The organism is Anaeromyxobacter sp. SG66, assembly GCF_022690805.1.
Lineage (GTDB): Bacteria > Myxococcota > Myxococcia > Myxococcales > Anaeromyxobacteraceae > Anaeromyxobacter > Anaeromyxobacter soli.
The window spans coordinates 1-24,604 of the sequence record NZ_JALCZC010000018.1 but is presented as its reverse complement, the minus strand read 5'-3'; the positions used below and the strand labels follow the sequence as shown (position 1 = coordinate 24,604).

19 protein-coding genes are annotated in these 24,604 nt (G+C 75.0%); 5 read left to right on the top strand and 14 right to left on the bottom strand.

The genetic code is table 11. The features are described 5' to 3' along the window. Positions 1–72: 72 nt before the first annotated feature. On the bottom strand, positions 73–1,527 hold the full coding sequence (purF, locus tag MNZ39_RS07830) for an amidophosphoribosyltransferase (RefSeq protein ID WP_242337059.1): 1,455 nt from the start codon (positions 1,525–1,527) through the stop codon (positions 73–75). 27 nt (positions 1,528–1,554) lie between these two features. Here purF and MNZ39_RS07825 point away from each other — a divergent pair, with 27 nt between their 5' ends. Further along, positions 1,555–2,928 (top strand): neutral/alkaline non-lysosomal ceramidase N-terminal domain-containing protein, encoded by a 1,374-nt coding sequence (locus MNZ39_RS07825; RefSeq protein WP_242337056.1) that lies wholly within the window; start codon positions 1,555–1,557, stop codon positions 2,926–2,928. Here MNZ39_RS07825 and MNZ39_RS07820 read toward each other — a convergent pair whose 3' ends face one another. The 4 genes from MNZ39_RS07820 to MNZ39_RS07805 form a co-directional block, all read right to left on the bottom strand. After that, entirely contained in the window at positions 2,929–3,387 is a 459-nt protein-coding gene (locus MNZ39_RS07820; RefSeq protein ID WP_242337053.1) for a thioesterase family protein, read from the bottom strand. An 88-nt stretch (positions 3,388–3,475) separates the two neighbouring features. Beyond that, the gene (locus MNZ39_RS07815; RefSeq protein WP_242337050.1) at positions 3,476–5,200 is read right to left on the bottom strand and encodes a hypothetical protein; all 1,725 of its coding nucleotides are present in this window, start codon (positions 5,198–5,200) and stop codon (positions 3,476–3,478) included. Next, a complete protein-coding gene (locus tag MNZ39_RS07810) occupies positions 5,197–6,768 on the bottom strand; it encodes a pyrrolo-quinoline quinone (protein WP_242337047.1) in 1,572 nt (523 codons plus the stop codon). Before MNZ39_RS07810 ends, MNZ39_RS07815 begins: the two co-directional genes overlap by 4 nt. A gap of 11 nt (positions 6,769–6,779) precedes the next feature. Then, on the bottom strand, positions 6,780–7,430 hold the full coding sequence (locus MNZ39_RS07805; RefSeq protein WP_242337044.1) for a hypothetical protein: 651 nt from the start codon (positions 7,428–7,430) through the stop codon (positions 6,780–6,782). 292 nt (positions 7,431–7,722) lie between these two features. On the opposite strand from MNZ39_RS07805, the gene MNZ39_RS07800 reads away from it, so the two are divergent. Then, the gene (locus MNZ39_RS07800) at positions 7,723–9,561 is read left to right on the top strand and encodes a PKD domain-containing protein (protein WP_242337041.1); all 1,839 of its coding nucleotides are present in this window, start codon (positions 7,723–7,725) and stop codon (positions 9,559–9,561) included. Here the strand turns inward: MNZ39_RS07800 and MNZ39_RS07795 are convergent. From MNZ39_RS07795 to MNZ39_RS07765, 7 genes are all read right to left on the bottom strand, one after another. Beyond that, positions 9,539–11,017, bottom strand: coding sequence for a response regulator (locus MNZ39_RS07795; protein ID WP_242337038.1), 1,479 nt, complete (start codon positions 11,015–11,017; stop codon positions 9,539–9,541). The genes MNZ39_RS07800 and MNZ39_RS07795 overlap by 23 nt on opposite strands. A 151-nt stretch (positions 11,018–11,168) precedes the next feature. Beyond that, positions 11,169–13,472, bottom strand: a complete 2,304-nt coding sequence (gene purL, locus MNZ39_RS07790; protein WP_242337035.1) for a phosphoribosylformylglycinamidine synthase subunit PurL — start codon at positions 13,470–13,472, stop codon at positions 11,169–11,171. 153 nt (positions 13,473–13,625) lie between these two features. Then, positions 13,626–14,249: a GIN domain-containing protein gene (locus tag MNZ39_RS24865; protein ID WP_242337032.1), complete on the bottom strand. Its 624-nt coding sequence runs from the start codon at positions 14,247–14,249 to the stop codon at positions 13,626–13,628. 452 nt (positions 14,250–14,701) lie between these two features. Then, positions 14,702–15,700: an MBL fold metallo-hydrolase gene (locus MNZ39_RS07780; RefSeq protein WP_242337029.1), complete on the bottom strand. Its 999-nt coding sequence runs from the start codon at positions 15,698–15,700 to the stop codon at positions 14,702–14,704. Between the two features lie 120 nt (positions 15,701–15,820). Beyond that, on the bottom strand, positions 15,821–16,621 hold the full coding sequence (locus MNZ39_RS07775; RefSeq protein WP_242337026.1) for a ribonuclease H-like domain-containing protein: 801 nt from the start codon (positions 16,619–16,621) through the stop codon (positions 15,821–15,823). A gap of 93 nt (positions 16,622–16,714) precedes the next feature. Continuing rightward, on the bottom strand, positions 16,715–18,235 hold the full coding sequence (locus MNZ39_RS07770) for a PAS domain-containing sensor histidine kinase (protein ID WP_242337023.1): 1,521 nt from the start codon (positions 18,233–18,235) through the stop codon (positions 16,715–16,717). An 85-nt stretch (positions 18,236–18,320) separates the two neighbouring features. Further along, on the bottom strand, positions 18,321–20,198 hold the full coding sequence (locus tag MNZ39_RS07765) for an AAA domain-containing protein (RefSeq protein ID WP_242337020.1): 1,878 nt from the start codon (positions 20,196–20,198) through the stop codon (positions 18,321–18,323). Positions 20,199–20,220: 22 nt separating this feature from the next. Here MNZ39_RS07765 and MNZ39_RS07760 point away from each other — a divergent pair, with 22 nt between their 5' ends. Then, positions 20,221–20,592: an ArsC/Spx/MgsR family protein gene (locus tag MNZ39_RS07760; RefSeq protein ID WP_242337017.1), complete on the top strand. Its 372-nt coding sequence runs from the start codon at positions 20,221–20,223 to the stop codon at positions 20,590–20,592. A gap of 148 nt (positions 20,593–20,740) precedes the next feature. Next, positions 20,741–23,161 carry an ATP-binding protein gene (locus MNZ39_RS07755; protein ID WP_242337013.1) on the top strand — a complete coding sequence of 807 codons (2,421 nt, stop codon included), beginning with the start codon at positions 20,741–20,743 and terminating at the stop codon, positions 23,159–23,161. Between the two features lie 10 nt (positions 23,162–23,171). Here MNZ39_RS07755 and MNZ39_RS07750 read toward each other — a convergent pair whose 3' ends face one another. Then, the gene (locus MNZ39_RS07750) at positions 23,172–23,981 is read right to left on the bottom strand and encodes a phosphatase PAP2 family protein (protein ID WP_242337010.1); all 810 of its coding nucleotides are present in this window, start codon (positions 23,979–23,981) and stop codon (positions 23,172–23,174) included. Positions 23,982–24,010: 29 nt separating this feature from the next. Between MNZ39_RS07750 and MNZ39_RS07745 the strand changes: the two genes are divergently transcribed. Further along, positions 24,011–24,355 (top strand): Smr/MutS family protein, encoded by a 345-nt coding sequence (locus MNZ39_RS07745; protein ID WP_242337008.1) that lies wholly within the window; start codon positions 24,011–24,013, stop codon positions 24,353–24,355. On the opposite strand, the gene MNZ39_RS07740 is transcribed toward MNZ39_RS07745, so the two are convergent. Next, positions 24,356–24,604: DHHA1 domain-containing protein (locus MNZ39_RS07740; RefSeq protein WP_242337005.1), on the bottom strand; the 249-nt coding region annotated here is incomplete at its 5' end.

Sequence of the window (24,604 nt, the reverse complement as noted above, 5' to 3'; positions counted from 1 at the left end):
GCGCGGTGCGCCCGACGCGCGGCGCCGCCCCGATTGAGCGCGCTCACCTCGGGCTTCGGGAGCTCCGGCGGCTCAGGCGCCGACGACGCGCAGGGGCGGCGCGGGGGTGCGCTTCGGGAAGGCGACGAGGTACTCGCCCGAGAAGCACGCGTCGCAGTACGTGGCGCGGTCCTCGCCGATGGCGGCGTAGAGGCCGGGCAGCGAGAGGTAGCCGAGCGAGTCCGCGGTGACGTAGGTCGCGATGTCCTCGATCGAGTGCGTGCTCGCGATGAGCTCCTGCCGCGTGGGCGTGTCGATGCCGTAGTAGCAGGGCCAGGCGGTGGGCGGCGAGCTGATGCGGAGGTGGACCTCCGTCGCGCCGGCCGCCCGGATCATCTTCACGATCTTGCGGCTCGTCGTGCCGCGCACGACCGAGTCGTCCACCACCACCACGCGCTTGCCCGCGAGCACCCCGCGGAGCGCGTTCAGCTTGAGCTTCACGCCGAAGTGCCGGATCGACTGCTGCGGCTCGATGAACGTGCGGCCGACGTAGTGCGAGCGGACGAGCCCCATCGCGAAGGGGATCCCCGCCTTCTCGGCGTAGCCGATGGCGGCGGGCACGCCCGAGTCCGGCACCGGGATGACGAGGTCCGCCGGCACGGGGTGCTCCTCGGCGAGCCGCTTGCCGAAGGCGTGGCGCACCTCGTAGACCGACTTGCCGAACAGCACCGAGTCCGGCCGCGCGAAGTAGATGTGCTCGAAGACGCAGCGGCCGAGCCGGGAGGGCGGCTGGGCGGGGAAGAGCCGCTCGCTGCGGAGCCCGGAGCCGTCGACGATGATGAGCTCGCCCGGCTCCACCTCGCGGACGTACTCCGCCTCGATGAGGTCGAGGGCGGTCGTCTCGCTCGCGAGCACCCAGCTGCCCTTGAGCCTGCCGAGCACGAGCGGGCGGAAGCCCATCGAATCGCGCGCGGCGACGAGCGCCTTGGGCGAGAGGAAGAGCATCGAGTAGGCGCCCGTCACACGCCAGAGCGCCTCGCGCACCGCGCCGACGAGCTGCTCGACCGAGCCGGGCGCGCCCGGCGCACGCGCGCGGGCGAGGAGGTGGACGATCACCTCGGTGTCGGTGGAGGCCTGGAAGATCGAGCCGTCGCGCTCGAGATCGGCGCGCAGCGCCTCGGCGTTCACGAGGTTGCCGTTGTGCGCGACCGCGACCGCGCCGCCCTGGTACTGCACGGCGAGCGGCTGCGCGTTCTTCACGTGCGAGCCGCCGGCGGTCGAGTAGCGGACGTGCCCGATGGCGGCGCCGCCCTTGAGGCGCGCGATGGTCTCGGCGGTGAACACGTCCGCCACGAGCCCCATGTCGCGGTGGACGTGCAGGGTCTCGCCGTCGGTCGCGACGATCCCGGCCGACTCCTGCCCGCGGTGCTGCAGCGCGTGCAGCCCCAGGTAGGCGTAGTTCGACGCCTCCTCGGACTGGCCGAGCGCCCAGATCCCGAAGACCCCGCACTCGTCCTTCATCTTGTCGTAGACGGCGTCGTACCCCATGAGGCGCCGGAGTATAACGATGCACGCTTGAAAAAGCTGCCCGCCACCCGCGCGCTGCGCGGCGCCGCGATGGCCCTCGCCATCCCCGTGATCGTGCTGGCGATCGCGTCGCTCCCGTGGCGGCCGGAGCGGCCCGAGGAGCCGGCGCGCATCGCCGTCGCCCCCTGCGGAGCGGGCGCCCTCTCGGCAGGCGTGGGAGAGGCCGCCTTCACCCTTCCGGCCGAGGCGCCCATCGCCGGCTTCGCACGCCTGCGCTGGACGAGCGAGGGAGTCCGCGACCCGGTGGGCGCCCGCGCGCTCGTCCTGGGCGCGCCGGGCTGCAGGATCGCGCTCGCGTCCGCGGAGCTGCTCGTCGTCCCCGAGGAGCTCGAGGCCGCCGTCCGCGCGCGCGTCGAGGACCTCGGCCTCGACGGCCTCGTCCTCGCCGCGACGCACACGCACGCCGGACCGGGCGGCTACTGGGACAACCTGCTCGGCGAGCGCATCGGCGCGGCACCCTACGAGCCGCGCATGCGCGAGGCGGTCGTCGCGGGGATCGCGGAGGCGATCCGGCGCGCCGCGGGCGCCCTCACCCCCGTCGAGGTCCAGCTCGCGCGCGGGCGGGCGGAGGCGCTCGTGCGGGGCCGCGGGGGCGGGCCGAAGGACGCGCGGCTCCTCGCCGTGCGGCTCGCGCGGCGGGGCGGCGCGCCGCTCGCCGAGCTGACGGTGCTCGCCGCGCATCCCACCACGCTCGGAAAGCGGAACCGGCTCATCTCCGGCGACTGGCCGGGCCGCTTCCTGCACGAGGACGCGGCGGGCGCGGGCGTGCGGCTCTTCTTTCAGGGAGCGCTCGGGGATCAGTCGGTGGCGCTGCCCGAAGGCGGCCCGGTGACGCCGGAGCGCTACGCGGACGCCCTCTCACGCACGGTGGAGGCGCTCCGCTTCGAGCGCGTCGCCTCCCCGGCGCTCGGCTTCGCGACGGGCGAGGTGGTCCTCCCGGCGCCCGCGCCCGGAGCGCTGCCGGCGATCCTCCGCTCCGCGGCGGGCAACCTCGCCTATCGCGCGGTCCCGGCGCGCGCCCCGCTGTCCGCGCTGCGCCTCGGCCCGGTGGTGCTCGCGTTCGTGCCCGGCGAGCCGGTGGCCGAGGTGGGGGAGGCATGGCGCGCCGAGGCGGGTCCCGGCACGGAGATCGTCTCGCTCGCCGGTGGCTACGTGGGCTACGTGGACACGCCCGAGCAGATCGCGGCGCGCCGCGGCGAGGCGGTGCGCACGTACTACGGTCCGGAGCTCGCCGCGCGGCTCGGCCACGGGATCGAGGCGGCGGTGGCCGCGGTGCGCGCCGATCCTGCCGTGCGGGGCGAGGCGCCGCTGCGGCGCGACGCGGGAGCCGAGGCGGCCGCCCGGGCCGCCGGCGAGCGCTGACTACCTCCGCGAGGAGCCGAGCGCGGGCAGGACCTCGAAGGCCGGGTCCCTGGGCACGCGCCGCATCGCCTCGGCGAGCGCCGCGGGCGCGGGGACGAGCTTGCGGGTGTTGAGATCCATCCACCCGCCCGCGACGATGATGCTCGCGGCCTGCTTGCCGTTCGGCTTCCAGAGGTCGTGGCGGAGCTTCCACTTCGCGCCCTCGGGCGAGAGGCCGAGCTGGACGAAGTCCACCGCGACCGTCTCGCCGGCGCGGATCTCGCGCAGGTACTCGATCTCCTCGCTGAGCAGCACCGGGCCGAGGTGCAGCTCCCCGAAGTGCTCGTAGCTGAAGCCGTTCGCGGTCAGGTACGCCATGCGCGTCTCGATGGCGTACTCGCTGTACATCGTGTTCCGCACGTGGCCGTTCATGTCGCAGTCGCCCCAGCGGACGGTGAAGGTCTGGGTGTAGCGGTCCATGGTGAGCTCCTCCGGGCGCGGCGGAGCCGCGGCGGCGGGCGTTGTAACTCGAGCGCGCTCGGGCCGCGCGCGCCAGGCGGGACGCGGGTCAGAAGCTGAACGCGACGACGGCGGGCTCCGGGGTCCGATCCCAGGACATCCAGCCGAGCGCGCCGGCGGCGGCGGCCAGCGCGACGCCGAACCCCGCCGAGACGTAGGCGTTCCGCTGCGCCGCGTCGGCGTCGCGCCTGAGGGCGTAGTAGCGCGCCGGGTCCGCGCCGGACTTGAACGTCGGCGGATCGCCGACGACCATCGCGTCCGCGTCGCTCGACTTGCCCGAGGCCGAGAGGCCCTGCTGGACGGCGACCGCGGCGAGCACCACGGCCGCCGCGCCCGAGGCGATCGCGGTGGGGCGCATCCAGGCGGCGCGCCGCGGCCGGAGGGTGAGGGCCGCGGCCGGCGGATCACTCGAGATCGCCGGGGGAGTGAAGGCGAGCGAGGCGCTCGCGGGCGTCGGCCGCGCGGCCCTCGGGTCGGGCGTCGCGGAACCCAGCGCGGCCACGGGGCGAGCGGGCGATGGGGACGGAGGTGGCGGCGTGCCGCCCTCGAGCGCGGCCGGCTTGCCCGCAGCCGTCGCTGCCGCGGCGGCAGCCCGTTTCGGCTGCTGGGCCGCCGTGACCGGCGCCGGCTGCGGAGCGGGCTGCGCCGCTGCGGATGGCGACGGGGCCGGCACCGGCGCCGGAGACGCGACGATGAGCGGCGCGGGCGGCTGGCGAGGCAGGTCGGGCGTGCGATCCTTCACGTCGCGCGACGACTGGCCGGTGAGCAGGAAGGACGCGAGCGCGCCGAGGTTCACCGCGGGCACGCTGCCGGCCACCATCCGGACGCTCCCCTCGCGCAGGAGCGCCCCGCGACGGACGTCGTAGATGGAGCCGAGCAGGAACTGGGCGCCGCCCTCCACCACGCGGCTCGCGACCACGAGCTTGTCCACGCCGAGCCAGGCGCCCCCGCGGATGATGCCGTACGCCCGCTGTTCGGGCGCGAGCGCGAGGCCCGGCCCGGCGTTCACGCGGATCGCGTCGGCGAGGGCGAAGTCGAGCACCACGGTGCGATCCTCGGCCTCGAGGTCGACGGTGAAGCTCGGGACCCGCAACGCGTCCGCCGCGCCGCCGATCCGGTACGCGCCGGCGGGCAGCGAGACCGCGACGGGAGCCGGCCCCATGTTGCGACCGTTCACGTAGACGACGCCGGACCTGCCCTCGGCGAGGACGGTCAGCCGGCGCTTCGGAAGCGCCCGGACCTTCGCCTTCACCTCCTCGAACCTGCGCCGGTACCCCGGGGAGTACTGGTCGGGATCCGGCTGGAGCGTGGGCTCCATCCGCGCGAGCTTCAGGAGCGCGGCCTGGGCGTCGCGCTCCATCCCGATCGTCGCGGCGGCGTGGGCGAGGCGGAGCAGCGCCCGCGTCCACTGCGCGTAGGCGTCGTCGCTCTCGGGGAGGCTCTCCAGGTCCTCGACGATGGCGCGGAGCGTCCGCACCGCGCTCTCGAACTCGCCGTTCTGGTACACGGCGAGCGCGCCGCCGTAGGCTCGGTCGAGCTCGGAGAGGGTGGCGTTCGACGCCTGGCCGAGGAGGCGCGCGCGCATGGTCGGCACGTCCACCACGCCGCCGATGCGGTCGCGGCAGGCCGCGCGGAGCTGGTGCGCGAGCTCGGCCAGGTCGGCGTCCGGACCGCCCGGCGGATCGGCGACGGAGATGACGCCGAGCCGCTCGGAGGCGCCCGCGCCGAGCGCGAACAGGGCGCCGGCGAGGGCGAGGACCCTGCGCGCGTTCACGGCTGCGTCCCCGCGTTGTTGGTGTTTCGCGGATCGTGGAATGCCTTCGGCCAGGGCGCGGAGGTGTCGAGCTCGCCGTCCACGATCACGGCGTACAGCTTCCCGTCTGCCCCCGCCACGTAGGCGGTGCTCATCACCGCGCCCGCGGGCTGACCGGGGGGCGTGTAGATGTTGGGGGAGCGCAGCTCCGTGCCGGCGGCGAGCACGCCACGCCAATCCTCCAAACCATCACCCCGTACCGCATGGACGGTCCCGCCTCTTGTGGACACGAGGACGGCGCACGGGCCCCCGCGGAGCAGCATCGGAGCGAGTACGGCCGCACCCAGATTCGGAGCGTCCGCCCAGCGTGACACTCCAGCGGGCGAAAGACGCCGGAGATATCCGGCTTCATCGCCGACGAAGACGTCTCCGTCTCCAGCGACGATCGGCGAATCGCCGATCGAGGCCGTGAGCGACGCGACCGTCGTCGTCTCCAGAACCCCAGCGGCGAACACACTTCGATTCAGCTTGCCATCCTGCGAGCCGCTCCAGATGCCGCCCTGGGCATCGACAGCAAGTGGAGCAGCCACATTGGCACCTATAGTCACCGCACCCGACTGTGCGAGCGCGCCATCGAAATCAAAGCACCGTAGGTTCGACGCAACACCTGAAGTTGCTGCACACACCCGCCCATCCACAGTGAAGATCGGCCCACTCCAATACGCGAACGTTGCGGTCGTCTTATCCACTTCACCAGGCGTTGTGCTTGTTGCTCCAACCCGCCCCGACATCGCGGCCGCGAACGCCCATTCCTTCCCCAGCGTCGTCGCGATGGCCGTTCCTCCGCGTACGGCGCCCTCGAGGTTCACCCCAGCTCCGGTTAGCGCTCCACCGCTGTCGAGGGCAGCACCGCGAAGCCAGAAGTCGTTGCTCCCGATCCAGAGTGCCTCGGTTCCCACGGTGGGAGGAGCGGTGATGAAACCCGTGCCCACCGTCGCCGCCCACGCCCTCGTTCCGTCCGGATGAATCGCGACGAGTTGCTCCGCCGTCCTCGACAGCCCGACGACGACCGTCCCGTCATCCATGACCGCCGCAGAACTCATCGGCACGCCGGCGTCGTAGACCCACCTCAACCGCGTCACCTCCACCGGCGCCGCGGCTGCGCTGCCCTCGTTCCGGGCGCCGTCGCGCGCGACGACGCTCGCGACCACCGGCCGCGCGTAGGCCTCGAAGGGCCAGTCGCGGAGAGGGAGCTCCGCGACCCAGCGGCCTCCGGCCGCGGTCATCGCGACCTTGCGCGCCCCGGAGTCGAGGTCGAGCGCCGCCTCGACGGACGCGAGCTCCCTGTCCTCGGTGACCGTGGCCTCGACCCGCAGGACGCCATCGCGCACGCACGGCGTCGTCGCGCACGAGGCGGTGACCAGGGAGACCGCGGGCCGGACCGCGTCCGCCCAGCAGACGCTCCCGTCGGAGGTCCGCGCGCAGTACTGGCCCGACGGGCAGCTCGCGCTGGTGGCGCACGCGGCGCGGTCCTCGACCGAGCTACACGCGAGGGCGAGCGCCGCGGCGGAGATGACGATGAGCCTCATGGGATGTCCCCTCAGAAGACGAAGCGCCAGGTGAGCCCGGCGGCGATCGCGGCGCCCCCTGCTGCGAAAGAGATGCCGCTCCAGCGGCGCCGGTCTTCCCAGGTCTGGCGCGAGCGCGTGTAGGAGGCCGGGTCGCCGGCGGCGTTCGCCTCGTCCGCCGCGGAGCGGGCGGAGAAGGCGAGGAGGGTCCCGGCGGCCACCGCGGCGACACCCGCGCCCACGGTCGTCCACGCGGCGACGCGCGCCGCGCTCGGGCCGGGCGGGGGCGGCAGCGTCCGGACGAGCTCTCGAAGGGCGTTCCGCAGCGGCTTCACTGCGTCCGCGCCCGGAGCCACGTCGAGCGTGCGACGCGCCCGCTCGGTCTCGCTCGCCGCGTCCGCGAGCACGAGGACGTAGCGGCTCCCTTCCGCCCGCCCCTCGGCCCCGGCGGCGATCGCGTAGGGGAGCCCGGCGCGGCGGGCGGCGCGGGCGCCCTCGGCGACGTCCTCGCACGCGACCCCGTAGTCGAGGAACTTCCCGGCCTTGCGAGCGGCCTCGGCGATCGCGTCCCCGCGCGCCCGCACCGGGTCCCCGCCCACGCGCGGGCGGCACAGGAGGAGGCGGTCCCCGCTCGCGCCGGCGAGCAGCGCGAGGGTCAGCGTGAGCGCTCCGGACAGAGCCATGTCGGGCGGTGCCTCCGGGGTGGATGAGACGGATCGTGGATTTTCGAGCAGCCGCGCCGCGACTGCAAGTGATGTGCGCCGGGAGTGACGAGCGACCCATCGGCGCGTCGGCGCACCTGTGTCCCCGTGTCGGACCGGACCGGCCGCGCCGCGGACCCTCGCCCCTGGACGAAGCGCGCCGGACGCGGTGCAGGCGCTGGAACGATCGTCGCATTGGCGCGCCTCGATTGAACCCACCCTCGGCGAACCTTTACTCTTCGTCGTTCCCGCCGACGCTCTCCGGAGAACAGAGATGCCGACCCACCGCACAGCGGTCCCCGCGCTCAACGTCGCGCTTCCCCTCGCGCTCGCGACCGCGCTCGCCTGCTCGCAGGGCGGGCCCGCCCCCCTCACCTGCGACACGACCGAGTCGTGCCCGCCCGCCTCGCGGTGCCTCGCGCGCGCGTGCGTCGCCGACGCGGCGCCGCTCGCGCGCATCAGCCCGCTGAGCGCGGTCCAGGCGAACGACGTGGTCACCCTCGACGGCTCTCGCAGCTCGGACCCGGACGCGCCGGAGGACGCGGTCGTCGCGTACGCGTGGACGGTCCGCGCCGTGGACGCACCGTGCGAGCCTCCCGTCGTCGCGGGCACCACCGCCACCACCCCGGTGCGGTTCGCCTGCCCCGGGCGCTACGAGGTCTCGCTCGTCGTGGCGGACGAGCTCTCCGTCCAGAGCGCGCCCGCGAGCGCGCTCGTGGAGGTCGCCCCGCGCTCCGGCGCGCCCCTCGTGACCGCTGGCGCCGACGTCGCCGTGGGCCACCGGTGCGAGGGCGAGCCGATCACGTGCCGGCCGGTCACCGAGCTCGGCGGCGCGGTCGCGCTCTCCGCGACCTCGGCCGTCGCCGGCGCGAGCTTCCACTGGACGGTCGAGCCGCCAGCGGGGCACGCGCTCGACGCCCAGCGGCGCGCGATCTTCGAGCCGGGGCCCGACGCGGCCAGCCCCACCGTGCGCATCGAGACGGACGGCACCGCCATCTCGGGTGACTGGGTGCTGCGCGTGGAGGCCCGGGACGAGGCCGGCGTGATCGGCGTCGCGGCCACGCGCCTCAGCATCGGAAACGCGCCGCCGGTGGTGACGGAGGCGATCCCCGTCTTCAACCACGCCTTCGACGCGGCCTCGTCGCGGTTCTCCGCGCATGGCGCGATCGGCGTCCTCGCGGAGGATCCCGACGGCGACCCGCTCGAGGGGCGGACCGTCGCGGGGCGTCACGTCGGCGACGGCGCGGCGACGTTCCAGGTCGAGGACCTCGGCGACCGCGCCGCCTTCAGCATCGAGCTGCCGTACACCGCCCCCGCGGACGCGCTCCTCCTCATCGGCGGGGAGGGTCTCGAGCGGGCCATCACGTTCTCGGTTCGCGACGTGAACGGCGCCGAGACGAGCGAGACGTGGCCCGTCGTCATCGGCAACCGGCCGCCAGAGGTCGCCTGGGCCGCGACGGTCGTGTCCCCGCAGCACGTGTACGACGCGGCGGCCGGGGAGTACCGCGCCTCAGCCAAGCTGAGCCAGTGGCGGGATCCGGACGGCGATCCCATGGCGCAGGGAGATCCGACGGGGGACGCGGTCTGCCCGAGCTACGTCCTCGACGCCTCCGGCATGGTGGTGATCCAGTGCACCCTCGCCTCGGCGGTCGCCGCCGTCGCCGGCAACTTCGTGGGCGCGCACGACATCCAGCAGCGGGTCCGGGACCCCTGGGAGTCCGCTCCCGTCGCGAGCGTCGCGCAGATCCAGATCCAGAACCGTGCCCCCGTCTTCACGAAGAACGCCTTCGGCCTCGGCGCCCAGTGCGTCGAGACCGCGACCTGCTGTCGCTGGGAGTACGGCCAGTGCCTCGTCAACGAGCTCGCCGTCTCGAGCGCCAGCGGGACGGTGACCGACTTCGTGACCGATCCGGACGGGGATCCGGTGGAGTGGACCGTGAGCCAGACGGGCCAGACCCAGGTCTGCCTCGCCTCCCAGTGCGCCCTGGAGGTCTCGTTCGCCGCGGATCGGACGTGCTCGGAGAGCACCAGCCGCACCTACACGATGAGCGCGACCGACGGGGCCGCGAGCACGCCGGCCACCTTCGTGGTCACCCGCTCGTGCGCGTGGTGAGCCGCTTCCGCTCGAGCACCGCGTCCGCCGCCTCCGCCACCCGCTCCGCCCCGAGCGCCTTCTCGAGCACCTCGTCCGCGCCCGCGGCGCGGAGCCGGGGGGCGAGCTCGGGGTCGGAGCGGCCGGTCACCGCGACCACCGCGAGCTCGGTCTCGCCGCCGGCCTCGCGGATGGTGCGGACGAACGCCTCGCCGTCCATCCCCGGCATACAGGCGTCGGTGAGCAGCAGGTCGAGGGTGAGGAGCTCGTCGGCGAGCGCCCGCAGGCCCTCCGCGCCGTCGGCGGCGGTCACCACCTCGTAGCCGCGGGCCCCGAGCGCGTCGCCCAGCATCCGGCGGTGGAGCGCGTCGTCGTCCACCACGAGCGCGCGGCGCGGCCTCGCGGTGAGCTGGACGATGGCCGCGTAGAGGCGCGCCTCCTCCGCGGGCTCGAGCTGGAAGCGCACGCCCATGCCCTCGTCGCTCACGTAGGCCACGGTGGCGCGGGTGTGGAGGTCGCCGCCGTCCGGTAGCCGGATCGCGAGCGCGACGGGCGCGCCCACCGCCGCCGGGCTCGCGGTGCGCACGAACGCTCCGCCCTGGGAGAGGTTCTCCACGAAGTCCTGCTCGAGCTCGGCGCCGGTCTCGTAGGCGAGCGTGGCGCAGGCGATGGCGGAGGCCGCCTCGGCCGGGCGGAGCGCGATCCGGCCGAGCACCTTCACCGGCGCGTGGAGCTCGAGCCGCGGGGCGGAGCGCGAGATCTCCCACTGCGACGGCGCGGGCGGCGCGACGTGCGCGGCCAGCGCGGCGGCGAGGGCGGGCGGCGAGGGCTCGACCGCGAGCGTGTAGCCGGCGGGCGCCCCGGAGGTGGCCGCCGCCGGGAAGCGCACGGCCGCGACCCGGGCGCGGCCCTCCACCTGGCGCGCGAGGCCCGGCACGCGCACGGCGAGGACGAGCTCGTCGCCCTGGGGCGGCGCCATCGGCGAGGGGACGAAGAGCGCGGCTGCGGCGGGGTCGTAGCTCGCGCCCGCGGCGGCCGCGCCGGCGAGGTCGAGCACGAGCGCGGGCCGCTCGCCGGGGCTCCGCCGCCGGAGCGCGGGCGCGCCGGCGTCGGTGAAGAACGCGGCGGTCGCGAGGTAGAGCTCGGCGCCGGCGACGTCGGCGAGCCTGGGCTCGCAGGCGGCGAGGAGCGTCTTCAGCTCGTCGAGGTCGCCGGGCGGGATCTGGCCGATGTCGCTCGCGCGCCCCCCGGCGCGCGCGGCCCAGAACGCGAGCCGCTCGCTCGCGCCGGGAGGCGCGGAGGCCGGCGAGAAGCGCAGGAGCACGATCAGCCGGCGCGAGGACGGGTCGAGCCCGAGGTCGCAGGCGTCCAGGGCGGCGCCGAGGAGCTGCGGCAGCGCCAGCACGAAGCGCTCGGCGGCGAGGAGCCGCTCGCCGGTGGCGCGCTCGAAGATGCAGAGGTGGTCGGCGGTGCTCATCCGTGCGGGGTCGAGGCGTGGCGCTCCTGCAACCCGGGCGCCGGGTCGAGACGCCCGTGATCCGGGCGTCCTGCCGCGGGTCGCCGCCGCGCGGGGTCGCAGCATACCCGACCCCGCGACCCGGGGTGCAAGCGCGGACTGAGCTCCGTCTCTAGCTCAAGGGCTCCTGCGGCTCGCGCGCGACGAGTGAGGCGGCGGCGTGGCCGACGTCGCGCCGGAGCACGGCCGGGATGCCGTCGCGCCAGGCTTTGGCGAGCTCGGCGACCGGCACCGAGAGCGCCCCCTGGATCTCGAGCGTGTCGCCGCCCACCGCGCCGAGCCGGATGACCGGCGCGCCGCACTCCTGGGCGAGCGCCACGAAGCGGGCCGCGCTCTCCTTCGGCATGGACACGAGGATGCGGCTCGCGTCCTCGCCGAACAGGACGAAGTCCTTCCGCGCGGGGAACGGCACGCGCACCGCCGCGCCGATCCAGGGCGTCGTCTCGGCGCCGGCGGGCACCCCCTGCATCATGCAGCACTCGGCGAGCGCGACGGCCAGGCCGCCGTCGGAGCAGTCGTGCGCCGACGAGAGCAGCCCCTCGCGGATGGCGCGGCGCACCGTCTCCTGCACCGCCTTCTCCTTCGCGAGGTCGAGCGCGGGCGGGCGGCCCGCCTCCCTGCCGTGCTCGGCGGCGAGGTACTCGGAGCCGCCCACCTCGCCCTGCAGCGTGCCGACGAGCGCGATGACGTCGCCGGCGTTCTTGAACGCGCTCGTGCAGGTCCTCTCGACGTCGGGGACGAGGCCGACCATGCCGATGGTGGGCGTGGGCAGGATCCCCTGGCCCTCGGTCTCGTTGTAGAGCGAGACGTTGCCGGACACGACGGGCGTCCCGAGCGCGCGGCAGGCGTCGCCGATGCCCCGCACGCACTCCGCGAACTGCCACATGATCTCCGGCTTCTCAGGGTTGCCGAAGTTGAGGCAGTCGGTGATGGCGATGGGCTCGCCGCCGACGCAGGCGATGTTGCGGGCGCACTCGGCGACGGCGTGCGCTGCGCCGAGGTGCGGGTCGAGGAAGCAGTAGCGGCCGTTCGCGCCGACCGAGATGGCGACGGCCTTCTTCGCGTGGCGCGCGTCGCCGGTGGCGATCCGCACCACCGCCGCGTCGCCTCCCGGCCGCACCGCGCCGACGAGCCGGACCATGTGGTCGTACTGCTGGTAGACCCACTCCTTGGACGCGATGGTGGGGCGGGCGAGGAGGCGGAGCAGCGTGGCGCCGAGGTCGGCGGGCTCGGGGAGCGTCGAGAGGTCGAAGGCGTGCAGATCCGGGAGCGCCGGGTGCGGCTTCATCGGGCGCTGGTACTTCGGCGCGCCCTCGGTGAGCGGGTCTACCGGCAGATCGGCGACGAGCTTCCCCTGCCAGTGCGCGCGCCAGCGGCCGGTGTCGGTCACCCGCCCGACCACGGCGACGTCGAGGTCCCACTTGGTGCAGATGCGGCGGACCACGTCCTCCTTGCCCTCGGCCGCGACGAGGAGCATGCGCTCCTGGGACTCGGAGAGGAGGATCTCGTACGGCGTCATGCCCTCCTCGCGGAGCGGCACCTGGTCGAGGAAGAGGTCGAGGCCGTTGCCGGCGCGGCCGGCCATCTCCACGGACGAGGAGGTGAAGCCGGCGGCGCCCATGTCCTGGATGCCGACCACCGCGTCCGTCTGGAAGAGCTCGAGGCACGCCTCGAGCAGCAGCTTCTCCATGAACGGGTCGCCCACCTGCACCGTCGGGCGCTTCTCCTCGGTGGAGGCGTCGAACTCGGCGGAGGCCATGGTCGCGCCGTGGATGCCGTCGCGGCCGGTCTTCGCGCCGATGTACATGACGGGGTTGCCGACCCCCGCCGCGGTGCCGAGGAAGATCTTGTCGGCCGGGAGGATGCCCAGCGTGAACGCGTTCACGAGGCAGTTCCCGTTGTAGCTCGGGTGGAACATCACCTCGCCCGCCACCGTCGGCACGCCCATGCAGTTGCCGTAGCCGCCGATGCCGGCGACGACGCCCTCGAGGAGGTAGGCGGTCTTCGGGTGGCTGGGATCGCCGAAGCGCAGCGAGTTCGCCGAGGCGATGGGGCGCGCGCCCATGGTGAAGACGTCGCGGAGGATGCCGCCCACGCCGGTCGCCGCGCCCTGGTACGGCTCGATGTAGCTCGGGTGGTTGTGGCTCTCCATCTTGAACGCGGCGGCGAGCCCGTCGCCGAGGTCCACCACGCCCGCGTTCTCGCCGGGGCCCTGGAGCACGCGCGGCCCGGAGGTGGGGAACGTCTTGAGGTGCACCCGCGAGGACTTGTACGAGCAGTGCTCGCTCCACATCACCGAGAACACGCCGAGCTCGGTCAGGTTCGGCTCGCGGCCGAGGTGGCGCTTCACCTCGTCGTACTCGGCCTGCGTGAGCCCGTGCTGGGCGACCACTTCCGGCGTGATCTTCTCGGTCATGAGGCGGCGGATTCTAGACGGCGGTCCCTGTTTCCGAAACCGTCAAGGAGCGAGGCGTGCCCGCTTCGTGACGGGAGGCGCCCGGGGCGCGCCCCGCGGGCGCCCGCCCGGACGGCAGCCGGACGAGGCGTCGCCGGGATCGGGAGGCGGGCTTCAGGGGGCGGCGGGGGGGCAGCTCACGGTCGCGCCGTCCGTGGCCGTGACCTCGCAGACGCCGCCGCCGACGTTCTCGAGCGCGGCCCCGCCATTCAGCGTGCCCGTCACCCGCTCGTCCACGTGCAGCTCCGCGCGGGCGCCGCCGCCGAGCTCGACCGAGGCGTCGGTGACGCGGTACTCGCGCGCGTCGAGGTGGGCGCCGCCGCCCTGGCCGCCGGCGAGCCGGACCGAGAGCGCGGCGCCGCCCGCTCCGCTCAGGCGCATGTCCGCGCCGTCGTCGGCGTCCACCGCGAAGGCGTCGGTCGCGGCGGCGCTCACCGTGGCGTAGCAGGAGTCGGTCGCGGCGAGGAAGCGAAACACCGGCACCGAGACCACCACGCGCATCGGGTGGGTGGAGTCGAAGGACGACAGCGTGGAGCGGACCTCGAGCACCTGGCCGTGCACCGGGTCCGTCTTCACCGAGGTCGAGATGTGCTGCAGCAGGTTCTCGTCGCCGCTCACCGCCACGCGCTGGGGAGTGACGCCGGCCGTCACCTCCGCCTGGATCCCGTCCTCGACGCGGAGACCCTCGAACCCGCCGACCTGGCGCGTCTCCTCGCGGAGGACGCCGTTGCCTTTCACGTAGGGGTCGCAGCCGAGGACGAGCGAGACGAGCGCCGGCAGGAGGGCGGCAGCACGGCGGGCATGCGGGCGGCGAGCGGGTGTCGCGCCCCGGCGACGGCGCGCCCCCACGGCACGCCCCGGGGCGGCGCTCGAGGCGCGCGCGGAGGAAGTGGACCGCGGGATCCCGAGGAGATGCGCGCCAGCGTTCACGATCGACGCTCCCCGGCGGCTCCCGTCGCGCGGGAGCGTGCCGTCTCTCAGGATAGCTGCAACATGCTCGCCGGAGAATTCCTCCTCTGCCCGTCCCCGCGAGAAGCCTCCGGGACGGGCGCACGGCGCGGCGCGAGGTGGGAGCGCGTGGGGAAGCCGATGACGCCGAAAGGAGGCGCGCGGCGGTGGGGCAGGAGCGTCGAGCCGAAGGATCCGCGCGCGGTGCAAGGGATGCGCCCCGAGGCGACGGCGAGCGCGGCTCAGCGGGGCGTCGCGGGCTCGCGCACGGCGAGCGGGCGCGCGACCTCCAGCGACTCGCCCACCGCGAGCACGCGCACCCGCTCCGGCGGGAGGCCTCTCCGGACGCGCTCCGCCTCGACGCGCCGCGGCGGCTCGTCGAGCGGCTCGTCGGCGAGCTTGAAGGTGCCCCAGTGCATCGCGACGAAGGCGCGGGCGCCGAGGTCCTCGAAGGCCTGGAGCGCCTGCTCGGGGTCCATGTGCTGCCGGAGCATGAACCAGCCCGGGTCGTAGGCGCCGATCGGGAGGAGGGCCGCGTCGATGCCCGGGAAGCGCTCGCCGATCTCCCGGAACCCCGCGAAGTACGCGCTGTCGCCCGAGTGGTACACGGTCGCGGTGCTGCCCTCGACGACGAAGCCGTCCCACAGCGTCGCGTTGGTGTCGAGCGGCCCGCGCCGGCTCCAGTGGTGGGCGGGGACGAAGGTGACCCGCACGGCACCGACCCGCGTCGAGCGCCACCAGCCGAGCTCGGTCGCGGGGAGACCGCGCGCCTCGAGCCAGCGCGCGAGCCCGAGGCCGGCGACGACGGGCGCCCCGACCGAGCGCAGCGTGGGGAGATCGAGGTGGTCGTAGTGGTTGTGCGTGACGAGCTGCGCGTCGATGGGGGGGAGGTCCTCGAGCGGGACGCCGGGCGGGGCGTTCCGGACGATGCCCCCGAAGATCGCGGGCCGGAGCGCCGGATCGACGAGGAGCGACACGCCGTCGAGCTGGATGAGGAAGCTCGCGTGGCCGAGCCAGGTGAGCCGTGCGGGCTCGCCCTCCGCGGGCGGGCGGGCGAGACGCGCGCGATCGGCCGCGACGGTGAGGACGGAGCCCCGCTCCGGGGCGCGCCTCCGCTTGCCGGTGAGCCGGTCCCAGACTGCCCAGCGCAGGACGGTCGCGAGCCCGACGGGGCGCGAGCCGTCGAGGTTCACGAACCGTCCTGCTCGATCGTGCGGCTGCTCGAAGGCGAAGACGGGCATGGCGAGTACATAGCAGCGGACGCGAGCCGGCGGCGGCGCTCGAGCCACCACCCGGGGTCCTCGCGGCGGCGCCCCGGGCCCTCGCCTGCCGGCGGTCGGCGGCTCGGGCGAGCGGCGCCGCTACAGGGCGAGCAGGAGCTTCGTCATGTCGTAGCGGTGATCGCCGCGCTCGCAGACCGGCACCGGCGAGGCGGGGAGGCGCAGCCGCTCGATCATCCGGTTGTAGCCCAGGTCCATGAGCGTCCGGAGGTTCACCGCGTCGTGCAGGTTGTACTCGACGAAGGTGCGGAGCGCGGCCGCGTCGCCGCGGAGGTGCAGGCGCCACAGCCGGATGGCGTCGCGGCCGTCGAGGCCGTCGAGGCTCGCGGCGCGCCCGACGCCCGTCTCCTTCTCGAGGAGCTTCAGGCCGCCCCTGTGGCCGAGCCGCGCCCAGAGATGGCGGAGGTCCACGTGCGCGCGCGGCGGGCGCCAGCCCGGAAAGGCGCTCCGCAGGATGGGAACGTCGAAGGAGAGGCCGTTGAACGTGACGAGGAGCTTCCACTCCGCCGTCGCGTCGGGGAAGTCGTCGAGATCGCGGCCCGCCAGGAACACGCGCGGGCCGTGGCGATCGAGGATGCCGACGGCGGTGACGGCCTCGCCGTCCGTCTCGATGTCGAGGAACGCCGCGTCGGCGGCGAACGCGGCGTAGAGCCGCCAGCGCTCTGCGCGCGGGAGCATCGCCGCGAGGGTCTCCGCGTCGCCGCGCGCGAGCGCGGCGCGCGCGAGGGCGAGCGCGTCGCGCAGCCGCGCGTCGGTGCGGGCGGAGAGCGCGACGGCAGGCGGCGCGGGGAACTCGTCCCAGGTGCGCACGCCCTTCGTCCAGAGCTTCGATTCGAGCCAGGGGCCGATGCCGGGGGCGAGCCGGAAGGTGCTGCGGATCAAGCGGTTCGGTCCGTGCGAGGGGTTCGGGTGAGGGCCCTCCGCGCCGCAGCGGGCGGGACGCGGAGGCGGGCGAGCTTACGCGCGGAGGCGAGGTCAGTGCAAAGCGGCCGCGGCCGGGAGGACCACGCGGAAGGTGCTGCCCTGGCCGAGCTGGCTCGACACGTCGACGCGGCCGCCGTGGGCCTGCACGAGGAGGCGGGTGATGTAGAGCCCGAGCCCGAGCCCCTCCGGCTGGCGAGCCCCGCGCGCCCGGAAGAAGCGCTCGAACACGTGAGGTACGTCCTCCGGAGCGATCCCGACGCCCCGGTCCGTCACCACGATCGCGACGCCCTCCGGATCCGCCGCGACCTCCAGGGTGACCTCCCCCTGCGGCGGCGAGTACTTGAGGGCGTTCGTGAGGAGGTTCAGGACGATGCGCTCGAGCCGCTGCGGATCGGCCTGCGCGCGCGGGACGTCCGAGTGGACGACGAGCTTCACGCGGTCCGTGTCGAGGGCGCCGCGGAAGCGTTCGAGGAGCTCCGGCACGAGCTCCGCGAGGTCCACGGGCTCGAGGGAGAGGTGCAGCTGCCGGTCCTCGAGCAGGGTCGCCTCGACGAGGTCCTGGATCATGCTGCTCATCCGCTCGCAGCTCTTCAGGATCGCGTTCGTCCGCGCCTCGACCCTCGGGGCGTCCTCGGGGTGCCGGCGGAGCAGGTGGGCCTGATTGAAGATCGCGTTCAGCGGCGTCCGCAGGTCGTGCGAGATCATCCGCACGAGGTCGTCGCGCGCCTGCTCCATCTCGTGCAGCGCGGTCTCGTCGGAGAAGGTGAGCACCGCGCCGACGATCGAGAGGTCGGGGCCGCGCACGGGGGCGGCGCTCGCGAGGACCCAGACCGACTCACCGCGGTACTCGACGCGCAGGTGCAGGCTGCGGACGGTCTCTCCCCGCAGCGCGCGGGCGACGGGCGTCTCCTCGAGGCGCATGAGCCGGCCGTCGGGGGTGTAGACGCGGAGCGCGCCGAACCGCTCCGCGAGATCCGGGGAGGCCTCGTCGGGCGCGTAGCCGAGCCTCCTCGTCGCCGTCTCGTTCATGCGGACGATCTCGCCGCTGCGGTCGTAGAGGATGAGGCCGTCCGCGATCGCGTTCACGGCCGCGTCGAGCTCCCCGGCGCGACGGAGCGCGGCCTCCGCCGCCTGCTCCGCGGCGAGCCGCGCCTCCCACGCCTCGGAGGTCTCCCAGGCCGAGAGGAGGAGCGCGAGGCCCCGGCGCCACGGGACGCGCTTCACCTGCACCGAGAAGCGCCGCGAGACCCCCGCGAACGGCACCACGTAGTCGTCCACGCACAGGGCGGCGCCGGTCGCGAGCACGTTGTGGAGCGCCGGCACGACGACGGGATCGCCCGTAGGCCAGACGTCCGCGAAGCGCTGCCCGACGGGATCGACGTCGGGCCGCGTGAGCGCGCGGCACGCCACGTTCACGTGATCGACGACGAGCTCCGGGCCGACGAGCAGCATGAGCGCGACGGGCGACGCGTCGAACACCGCCTCGAGCATCGAGACGCTGATCCCGTTCCGGAGGATGTCCCCCAGCGCGGGGACGAGCCGACGCCCCGAGTCCTCGCCCGTCGTCCCCATCGTTCCGTGGCCCCCGCCGAAACCGAACCTATGGCGGCGGGTCGAGCTTGACGCGGCCCCCTGCGGAGTGCGGCGGAGCGCGCAGTTACGGCAATTCCTGCGCGCGCTCCCAGGCGCTGCGCCACGCGCCGCTCGCCTCGGCGTGCGACAGGAACCGCGCGTAGAACGGGTGGCGCGCAACCGTCGCGCCGTCGCCGACCACGACGAGCTTCACGCGCGCTCGAGTGAGCGCCACGTTCATGCGACGCACGTCCGCGAGAAAGCCGACCTCACCGGTCTCGTTCGCCCGCACGAGGGAGACCACGACCGCGTCCTTCTCTCGCCCCTGGAAGCCGTCCACCGTGTCGACCTCGAGCCCGCGATCCAGGTGCGCGGCGAGGAGCTGACGGAGGCGCTGCACCTGGGCGTCGTACGGCGAGATCACCGCCACCTCCGCGGGGTCGAGCCCCCGCGCGAGCAGCGCCTCCACCTCGGCGGCGACGAGCGCCGCCTCGCCCGCGTTCTGCTTCGAGTCGGAGCCCTCCGGCGTCTCCTCCTCGAAGCCGCGACCCGACGTGTCCACGACCTCGAGCGGCGCCCCGTCGATCGCGCGCTCGGCGACGGCGGGGTGCGCGCGCAGGGCCCCACCGTAGAGCGCCTCCGAGGGGAACGCCATGATGCGCGCGTTCATCCGGTGCTGCTCGGCCAGCGTGACCTTGACGGCGTCGCCGTGCACCGCGACCAGCCGCTCGAACAGCGACACGCCGAGCCCGCCCGCCTGCGCCGCCGCGGAGAGCACCGTGGGCGGGAGCTGGAGGTGATCGCCCGCGAGCACCGCCCGCTCGGCGCGGAGGAGGGCGAGGTACAGGGCGGGTTCCACCGCCTGTGTGGCCTCGTCCGCGACCGCGAGGGTGAACCTCCGGCGGGCCAGCGCGGGGGCGTCGAGGCCGGTGAGCGTCGCGAGCACCACGTCGGCGCGATCGAGCACCTCGGCCTCGGCGCGGGCTTCGAGGGCGCGCGCCTCGGCGAAGAGGGCGCGCGCGTCGCGCTCCTTCTCGCGCGAGGCGCTGTAGCGGCCGGGGCCGCGCTGCTGGCGCCGCTTCGCCGCCGAGCGCCTGAGCGCGATGGCTTCCTCCACGAGGCCCTTCGCGATGCGCGCGGCCTCGTGGGCCTCCGCCTGCGCCTCCAGCGTGTGGGCGAGCACGGCGGGGAGCACGCGCGCCGGGTGCCCGACCCGCACGCACGCGAGCCCGGCAGCCGCGAGCCGCTCGACGAGATTGTCGACCGCGAGGTTGGAGGGTGCGGTGGCGAGCACCTTCTCACCCCGCGCCACGGCGCGCCGGATGACCTCTACGAGCACGGTCGTCTTGCCCGTCCCGGGCGGACCGTGCACGAGTGCCAGGTCGACCGCCCGGTCCGCGAGGTCGAGCGCCGCCGCCTGCTCCGCGTTGAGCGGGCCCGGCAGGTCGGGCCCCCGCGCCGCTCGCTCGAATCGCGGGGGCGTTCCCGAGAGCACGCCGTGCCAGCGCCGCCCGGCGGGATCGTCCCGGAGGCGCGCGAGGCCGCCGGCGAGCCGCTCCCACGTCACCGGAGAGGGCTCGAGCTCGAGCACCACGCGCCCATCCGTCGCCCAGTCGGGCGGGGGCTCGTCGAACGCCACCGAAAGGGACGTGCGGGTCCGGCGCGCCACCACCCCGCGCGGCGCGTCGGGCCGCTCCTCGCGCCGCAGCGTGACGGACACGAGGCTGCCGACTCCGACGCGCGCGCCGCCGAGCGGACGCCCCCCCGGGCGGGCGTAGGTGACGAGCGCTCGCCCGGCGAGCGCCGCCTCCTCGATCGCCTCGACGTCCGCGAGGGCGAGCCCGCGCGCCTCCCGCTCCGCGAGGCCGAGGCGGCGGCGGGCATCGTCGAGGCGGGCGCGCTCCTCCTCGCGCTCGGCAGCGAGGAGGGAGGACAGGTGGTCGAGGTGGTGCGCGAGATCCAAGGCTCTCCTATTATCCGCCGCGATGCCCGCCGACTGCGTCCTCTGGTTCGACGCGCGCTGCTCCACGAGCCGGCGCGCCCTGGAGCTCCTGCGGGAACGGGGCGTCGAGCCCGAGCTCCGCCGCTTCCTCGAGGAGCCGCCCACGGTCGAGGAGATAGGCGCGCTGCTCCGGCTGCTAGGGGCACCCCCTCACGCGCTCGCCCGTACGGACGCCGACGAGTACCAGGCGCTCCGCCTCTCGGAGCGCACGCCGGCCGAAGAGCTCATCCGCGCCCTCGCCCAGCACCCGCGGATCCTCGACCGCCCCATCGTCGTGTCCGGTGAACGCGCCGTGGTGGCGAGGCCGCCGGAGCGGGTCGGGGAGCTCTTTCCCCTCGCCCCCCACGGGGGGTGAATTCGCAACGGGGCTCAACGCACCCGGGTCCGCCTACACCTGCGTGGAATGTCGGATGCGTCGCGGCGAAGCTAGCGGGAGTATTTGAGCATTTCGGCAGGCGTACACCGTCTCCGGCCCGCACCGTTCATGCATCCCAGCCGGGTCGGTGACCGACCCGCTACCCTCCAACGTCCGGCGTCTTCCGATCGCACGCGCACCGGACCTGCTCCGCAACCCGGGGGCGCTGTTCGACGCGCTCTCCGCGGCCTCACCGGACGGTTTCCTCATCTCGTCCGCCGACGGGCGGCTGCTCGCGGCGAACGAGCGGCTCTTCGAGCTGTGGGGGATTCCCGCGGGGGAGCGCGCCGAGATCCGCGACCTCGGTGACACGGTGCTGGCCCGCCAGGCGCTGCGACACGCGTTCGCGCGCCGCGCGGCGTCCGAGCTCGATTGCCTGAGCGTTCGCGATCCCACCGCGGCGTACACGGACGAGATCGTGCTCCGCGACGGGCGCGTCCTCGAGCGGCACGTCGCGCCGGCGCTCGGCCCGCACGGCGCGATGGAGGCCCGGGTCGTGGTCTTCCACGACATCACCCGGTGCAGGCGAGACGAGACCGAGCTGCGCGACCGCGTCGCTCAGGAGGCGGCGCTCGCGTCCCTGGGCGAGCTCGCCGTGAACGCCGAGAGCGTCACGGCGCTCCTGCACGTGGTCTGTGCCACGGCCGCGGAGCTCCTCGCACTCGACGCGGCCGCGGTGGTCGAGGCGGGGCCGACCGGCACGACGGTCCTCGCCGCCGCAGGGCTCGAGGGCGACGTCCGCCACGTGGCGCTCCCGGCGGCCGACCCGCGGGGCCGGCCGGGCGGCCACCTCGCTCCGCTGGGCTTCGTGGCGGCGCTCGAGGTGCCGTTGCCGGGACGGGACGGACCTGCGCGCGTGCTCGGCGCGTACGCGCGGACCCCGCGGGCGTTCTCGCTCGAGCACGAGCGGTTCCTCGCCACCGCGGCGAGCGTCCTCGCGTCGGCGCTCGCCCGCTCCGACGCGGAGCAGGAGCTCCTCGCGCAGGAGCGCCAGCTCCGCGCCGTGTTCGACGGCGCGCGGGACCCGATGCTCATCGTGGACGACGGCGGGGCGATCGTGGGCGCGAACGCCGCGAGCTGCGCCCTGCTCGGCGGGACCCGCGCGTCGCTCGTCGGGCGGCCGCTCGACGAGGTCGCGACGCCCACGGCGTCCCGGGCCGGTGGGTCGGGCTGGCGCGCGCTCCTCGCGGGCGGCGGCGACCGCGGCGAGGCGGAGCTCGAGGCCGGCGGGCGCCGCCGGCAGGTCGAGGTCACCGTCACGCCGGGGATCCTCCCCGGACGCGCGCTCGTGGCCCTGCGCGACGTCACCGAGACCCGCCTGCTCCACACCCGGCTCGCGCTCGCGGATCGCCTCGCGTCGGTGGGGACGCTCGCGGCGGGCGTCGCGCACGAGCTCAACAACCCGCTCGCCTACGTGAGCGCGAACCTGGCCTTCCTCTCGGACCGGCTGGAGCGCGTCGGTCGTCTCCTCACCGGTGCGCCGCCCTCGCCGTCCGACGCGGAGCTCGCGCGCCAGCTCCAGGACGCGGTGAGCGAGGCGCGCGACGGCGCGCAGCGCATGCGCGTCATCGTCCGCGATCTGCGCACCTTCTCGCGCGGCGAGAACGACCGCTCCGGCCCGGTGGATCTCGCGCCGGTGATCGAGTCGTGCATCAACATGGCGCGAGCGGAGATCCGGCGGCGCGCGCGGCTCACCCGCGACCTCGCGCCCGTGCCGCCCGTCCACGGCAACGCCGCCCGGCTCGGGCAGGTGTTCCTGAACCTTCTCGTCAACGCGGCGCAGGCCATCGCGGAGGGCGCGCCGGAGCGGAACGAGATCCGCGTCGTCACCCGGACACGCCCCGATGGCCGGGTGGCCGTGGAGGTGCGCGACACGGGCTGCGGGATCGCCGCGGAGCACCTCCCGCGCGTGTTCGACCCGTTCTTCACGACGAAGCCGCCGGGCGTGGGTACCGGGCTCGGCCTCTCCATCTGTCACGGGATCGTGACCGGGCTCGGCGGCGCGCTCGAGGTGGAGAGCACGCCCGGCGCCGGCGCGATCTTCCGCGTCGTCCTCCCGAGCTCGCCCGCGCCTGCTGCTGCTGCGGCGGCGTCCGGGACGCCGGGGACGGCGCCGGGGGTCCGCCCGCGCGCGCGGATCCTGGTCGTGGACGACGAGCCGCTCGTCGCGACGGTGCTCCAGCGCACGCTGCAGCCCGATCACGAGGTGGTCGTGGCAGGGGCCGCGCGGCAGGCCCTCGCGCAGCTCGAGCGCGGCGAGCGCTTCGACGCGATCCTCTGCGACCTCCTCATGCCCGAGATGAGCGGGATGGACCTGCACCGCGCCCTCGTCGCGGCGGGCGATCCGCACGCCCGGCGCATGCTCTTCCTCACCGGCGGCGCGTTCACCGCCTCCGCGCGCGTCTTCCTCGACGCGTCGGGCGCCGACTGCCTCGAGAAGCCGTTCGAGCTCGAGGCGCTCCGCGCCGCGATCGCGAGGCTCCTCGCCGGCGCAGCGGCTGCCTGCTGACGGGACGCGATCAGAACGCCACGCGCACGCCGAGCGGGAGCGGCACGAGGGTGACGCGCTCGGGCGTGCCGACCTCCGCGTCGCGCTCGCGCGGGTGCAGGAGGCGCGGGGCGGCGATGCCGATGGCGGTGCCGACGGCGGCGCCCGTGACGACGTCGGACAGGTAGTGCTTGTCCGCGGCGACCCGGAAGTAGGCGACGCCGCTCGCGAGGGCCATCCCCACGCCCCACACCCACGGCGCGCTCCGGTAGCCGCGCAGGCTCGACACCGTCCCCGCCGCGGCGGCGAAGGAGAACGCGAGCGAGCTGTGGCCGGAGTAGAACGACAGCTGGTCGTCGGGATCGGGCTTCCGCACGGGCTCGGGGTAGTTCCCGTAGCGCACGAAGGGCCGCTCGCGCCCCACCGACAGCTTCACGATCTGGTTCACGTCCGCCGCGAGCGCCACCGCCTCCACCACGAACAGCGCGTCGAGGAGCGCGTCGCGCCGGGAGTCCGCCACGAGCGCGAACTGCGCGAGCGCCGCCGCGGGCACCACCCCGAACGCGAGCACGTCCGAGGCGGTGCGGGCCTGGTTGCCGTAGCCCCAGACGAGCAGCTGCCGCGCCTCGCGGTCGAAGGCGGGCGGATCGCACCAGCGGCAGGTGGTGGGCGCGAGGTGCGACTTCGCGAGCTCCGTCCCGAACCAGACGACGCTCGCTCCGGCCGTGAGCGGAACGTCGAGGGCGAGATCGTAGTGGAGCGCGTGAGGTGCGGCGCGAGCGGGGAGCGGCGCCGCGACGGCGGCGGCGAGCGCGAGGGCGGCGGCGCGGGCGGCGAGCATGCGCAGAGGCTATCATCGCCGGGATCCCCATGCCGCCCACGCCCGACGGCGGCGGACCGCCCGGCGATCCGCCCTTCGACGATCCGGTCCCGATCCCCCTCGAGGGGACGCTCGATCTGCACACGTTCCGGCCTTCCGAGGTCGGCGCGCTCGTCCCCGAATGGCTCGAGGCGTGCCGCGCGGCCGGGCTGCTCGAGCTCCGCATCGTTCACGGAAAGGGAACCGGCGCCCTCCGCCGCTCGGTCGACGCCATCCTGGCGCGGCACCCGGCGGTCGCGGCCTTTCGCGCGGCCGACGAGGGCGCGGGGGGCTGGGGCGCGACGCTCGTGTCGCTCTCGCCGTTGCCTCCTCGCGCAGACCGCGGCGAGGAGTGATCAGCCCGAGCGGGCGGCGCCGAGCGCAGCCTCGGCCTCGGCGAGCGCCGCCTCGAGCCGAGACCCATCCGGCCCGCTCCCCTGCGCGAGGTCCGGGGCGCCCCCGCCCTTGCCGGAGAGCGCGGCCGCCGCGGCCCGGACGAGCTCCCCGAGGTGCGGGCCCTCGCCTCGGGGGCGCGCGAAGGCGAGGTGCGCGCGCCCTTCCTCGACGGCGCCGACGAGCGCCACGCGCCCGCGCGCGGCGAGCGC

Bases quoted from the DNA above. Each gene is read 5' to 3' on its own strand.
- purF (WP_242337059.1), bottom strand. From the start codon at position 1,527: ATGGGGTACGACGCCGTCTACGACAAGATGAAGGACGAGTGCGGGGTC.
- MNZ39_RS07820 (WP_242337053.1), bottom strand. From the start codon at position 3,387: ATGGACCGCTACACCCAGACCTTCACCGTCCGCTGGGGCGACTGCGAC.
- MNZ39_RS07810 (WP_242337047.1), bottom strand. From the start codon at position 6,768: ATGAGGCTCATCGTCATCTCCGCCGCGGCGCTCGCCCTCGCGTGTAGC.
- MNZ39_RS07805 (WP_242337044.1), bottom strand. From the start codon at position 7,430: ATGGCTCTGTCCGGAGCGCTCACGCTGACCCTCGCGCTGCTCGCCGGC.
- MNZ39_RS07800 (WP_242337041.1), top strand. From the start codon at position 7,723: ATGCCGACCCACCGCACAGCGGTCCCCGCGCTCAACGTCGCGCTTCCC.
- MNZ39_RS07795 (WP_242337038.1), bottom strand. From the start codon at position 11,017: ATGAGCACCGCCGACCACCTCTGCATCTTCGAGCGCGCCACCGGCGAG.
- purL (WP_242337035.1), bottom strand. From the start codon at position 13,472: ATGACCGAGAAGATCACGCCGGAAGTGGTCGCCCAGCACGGGCTCACG.
- MNZ39_RS07780 (WP_242337029.1), bottom strand. From the start codon at position 15,700: ATGCCCGTCTTCGCCTTCGAGCAGCCGCACGATCGAGCAGGACGGTTC.
- MNZ39_RS07770 (WP_242337023.1), bottom strand. From the start codon at position 18,235: ATGGGGACGACGGGCGAGGACTCGGGGCGTCGGCTCGTCCCCGCGCTG.
- MNZ39_RS07760 (WP_242337017.1), top strand. From the start codon at position 20,221: ATGCCCGCCGACTGCGTCCTCTGGTTCGACGCGCGCTGCTCCACGAGC.
- MNZ39_RS07750 (WP_242337010.1), bottom strand. From the start codon at position 23,981: ATGCTCGCCGCCCGCGCCGCCGCCCTCGCGCTCGCCGCCGCCGTCGCG.
- MNZ39_RS07745 (WP_242337008.1), top strand. From the start codon at position 24,011: ATGCCGCCCACGCCCGACGGCGGCGGACCGCCCGGCGATCCGCCCTTC.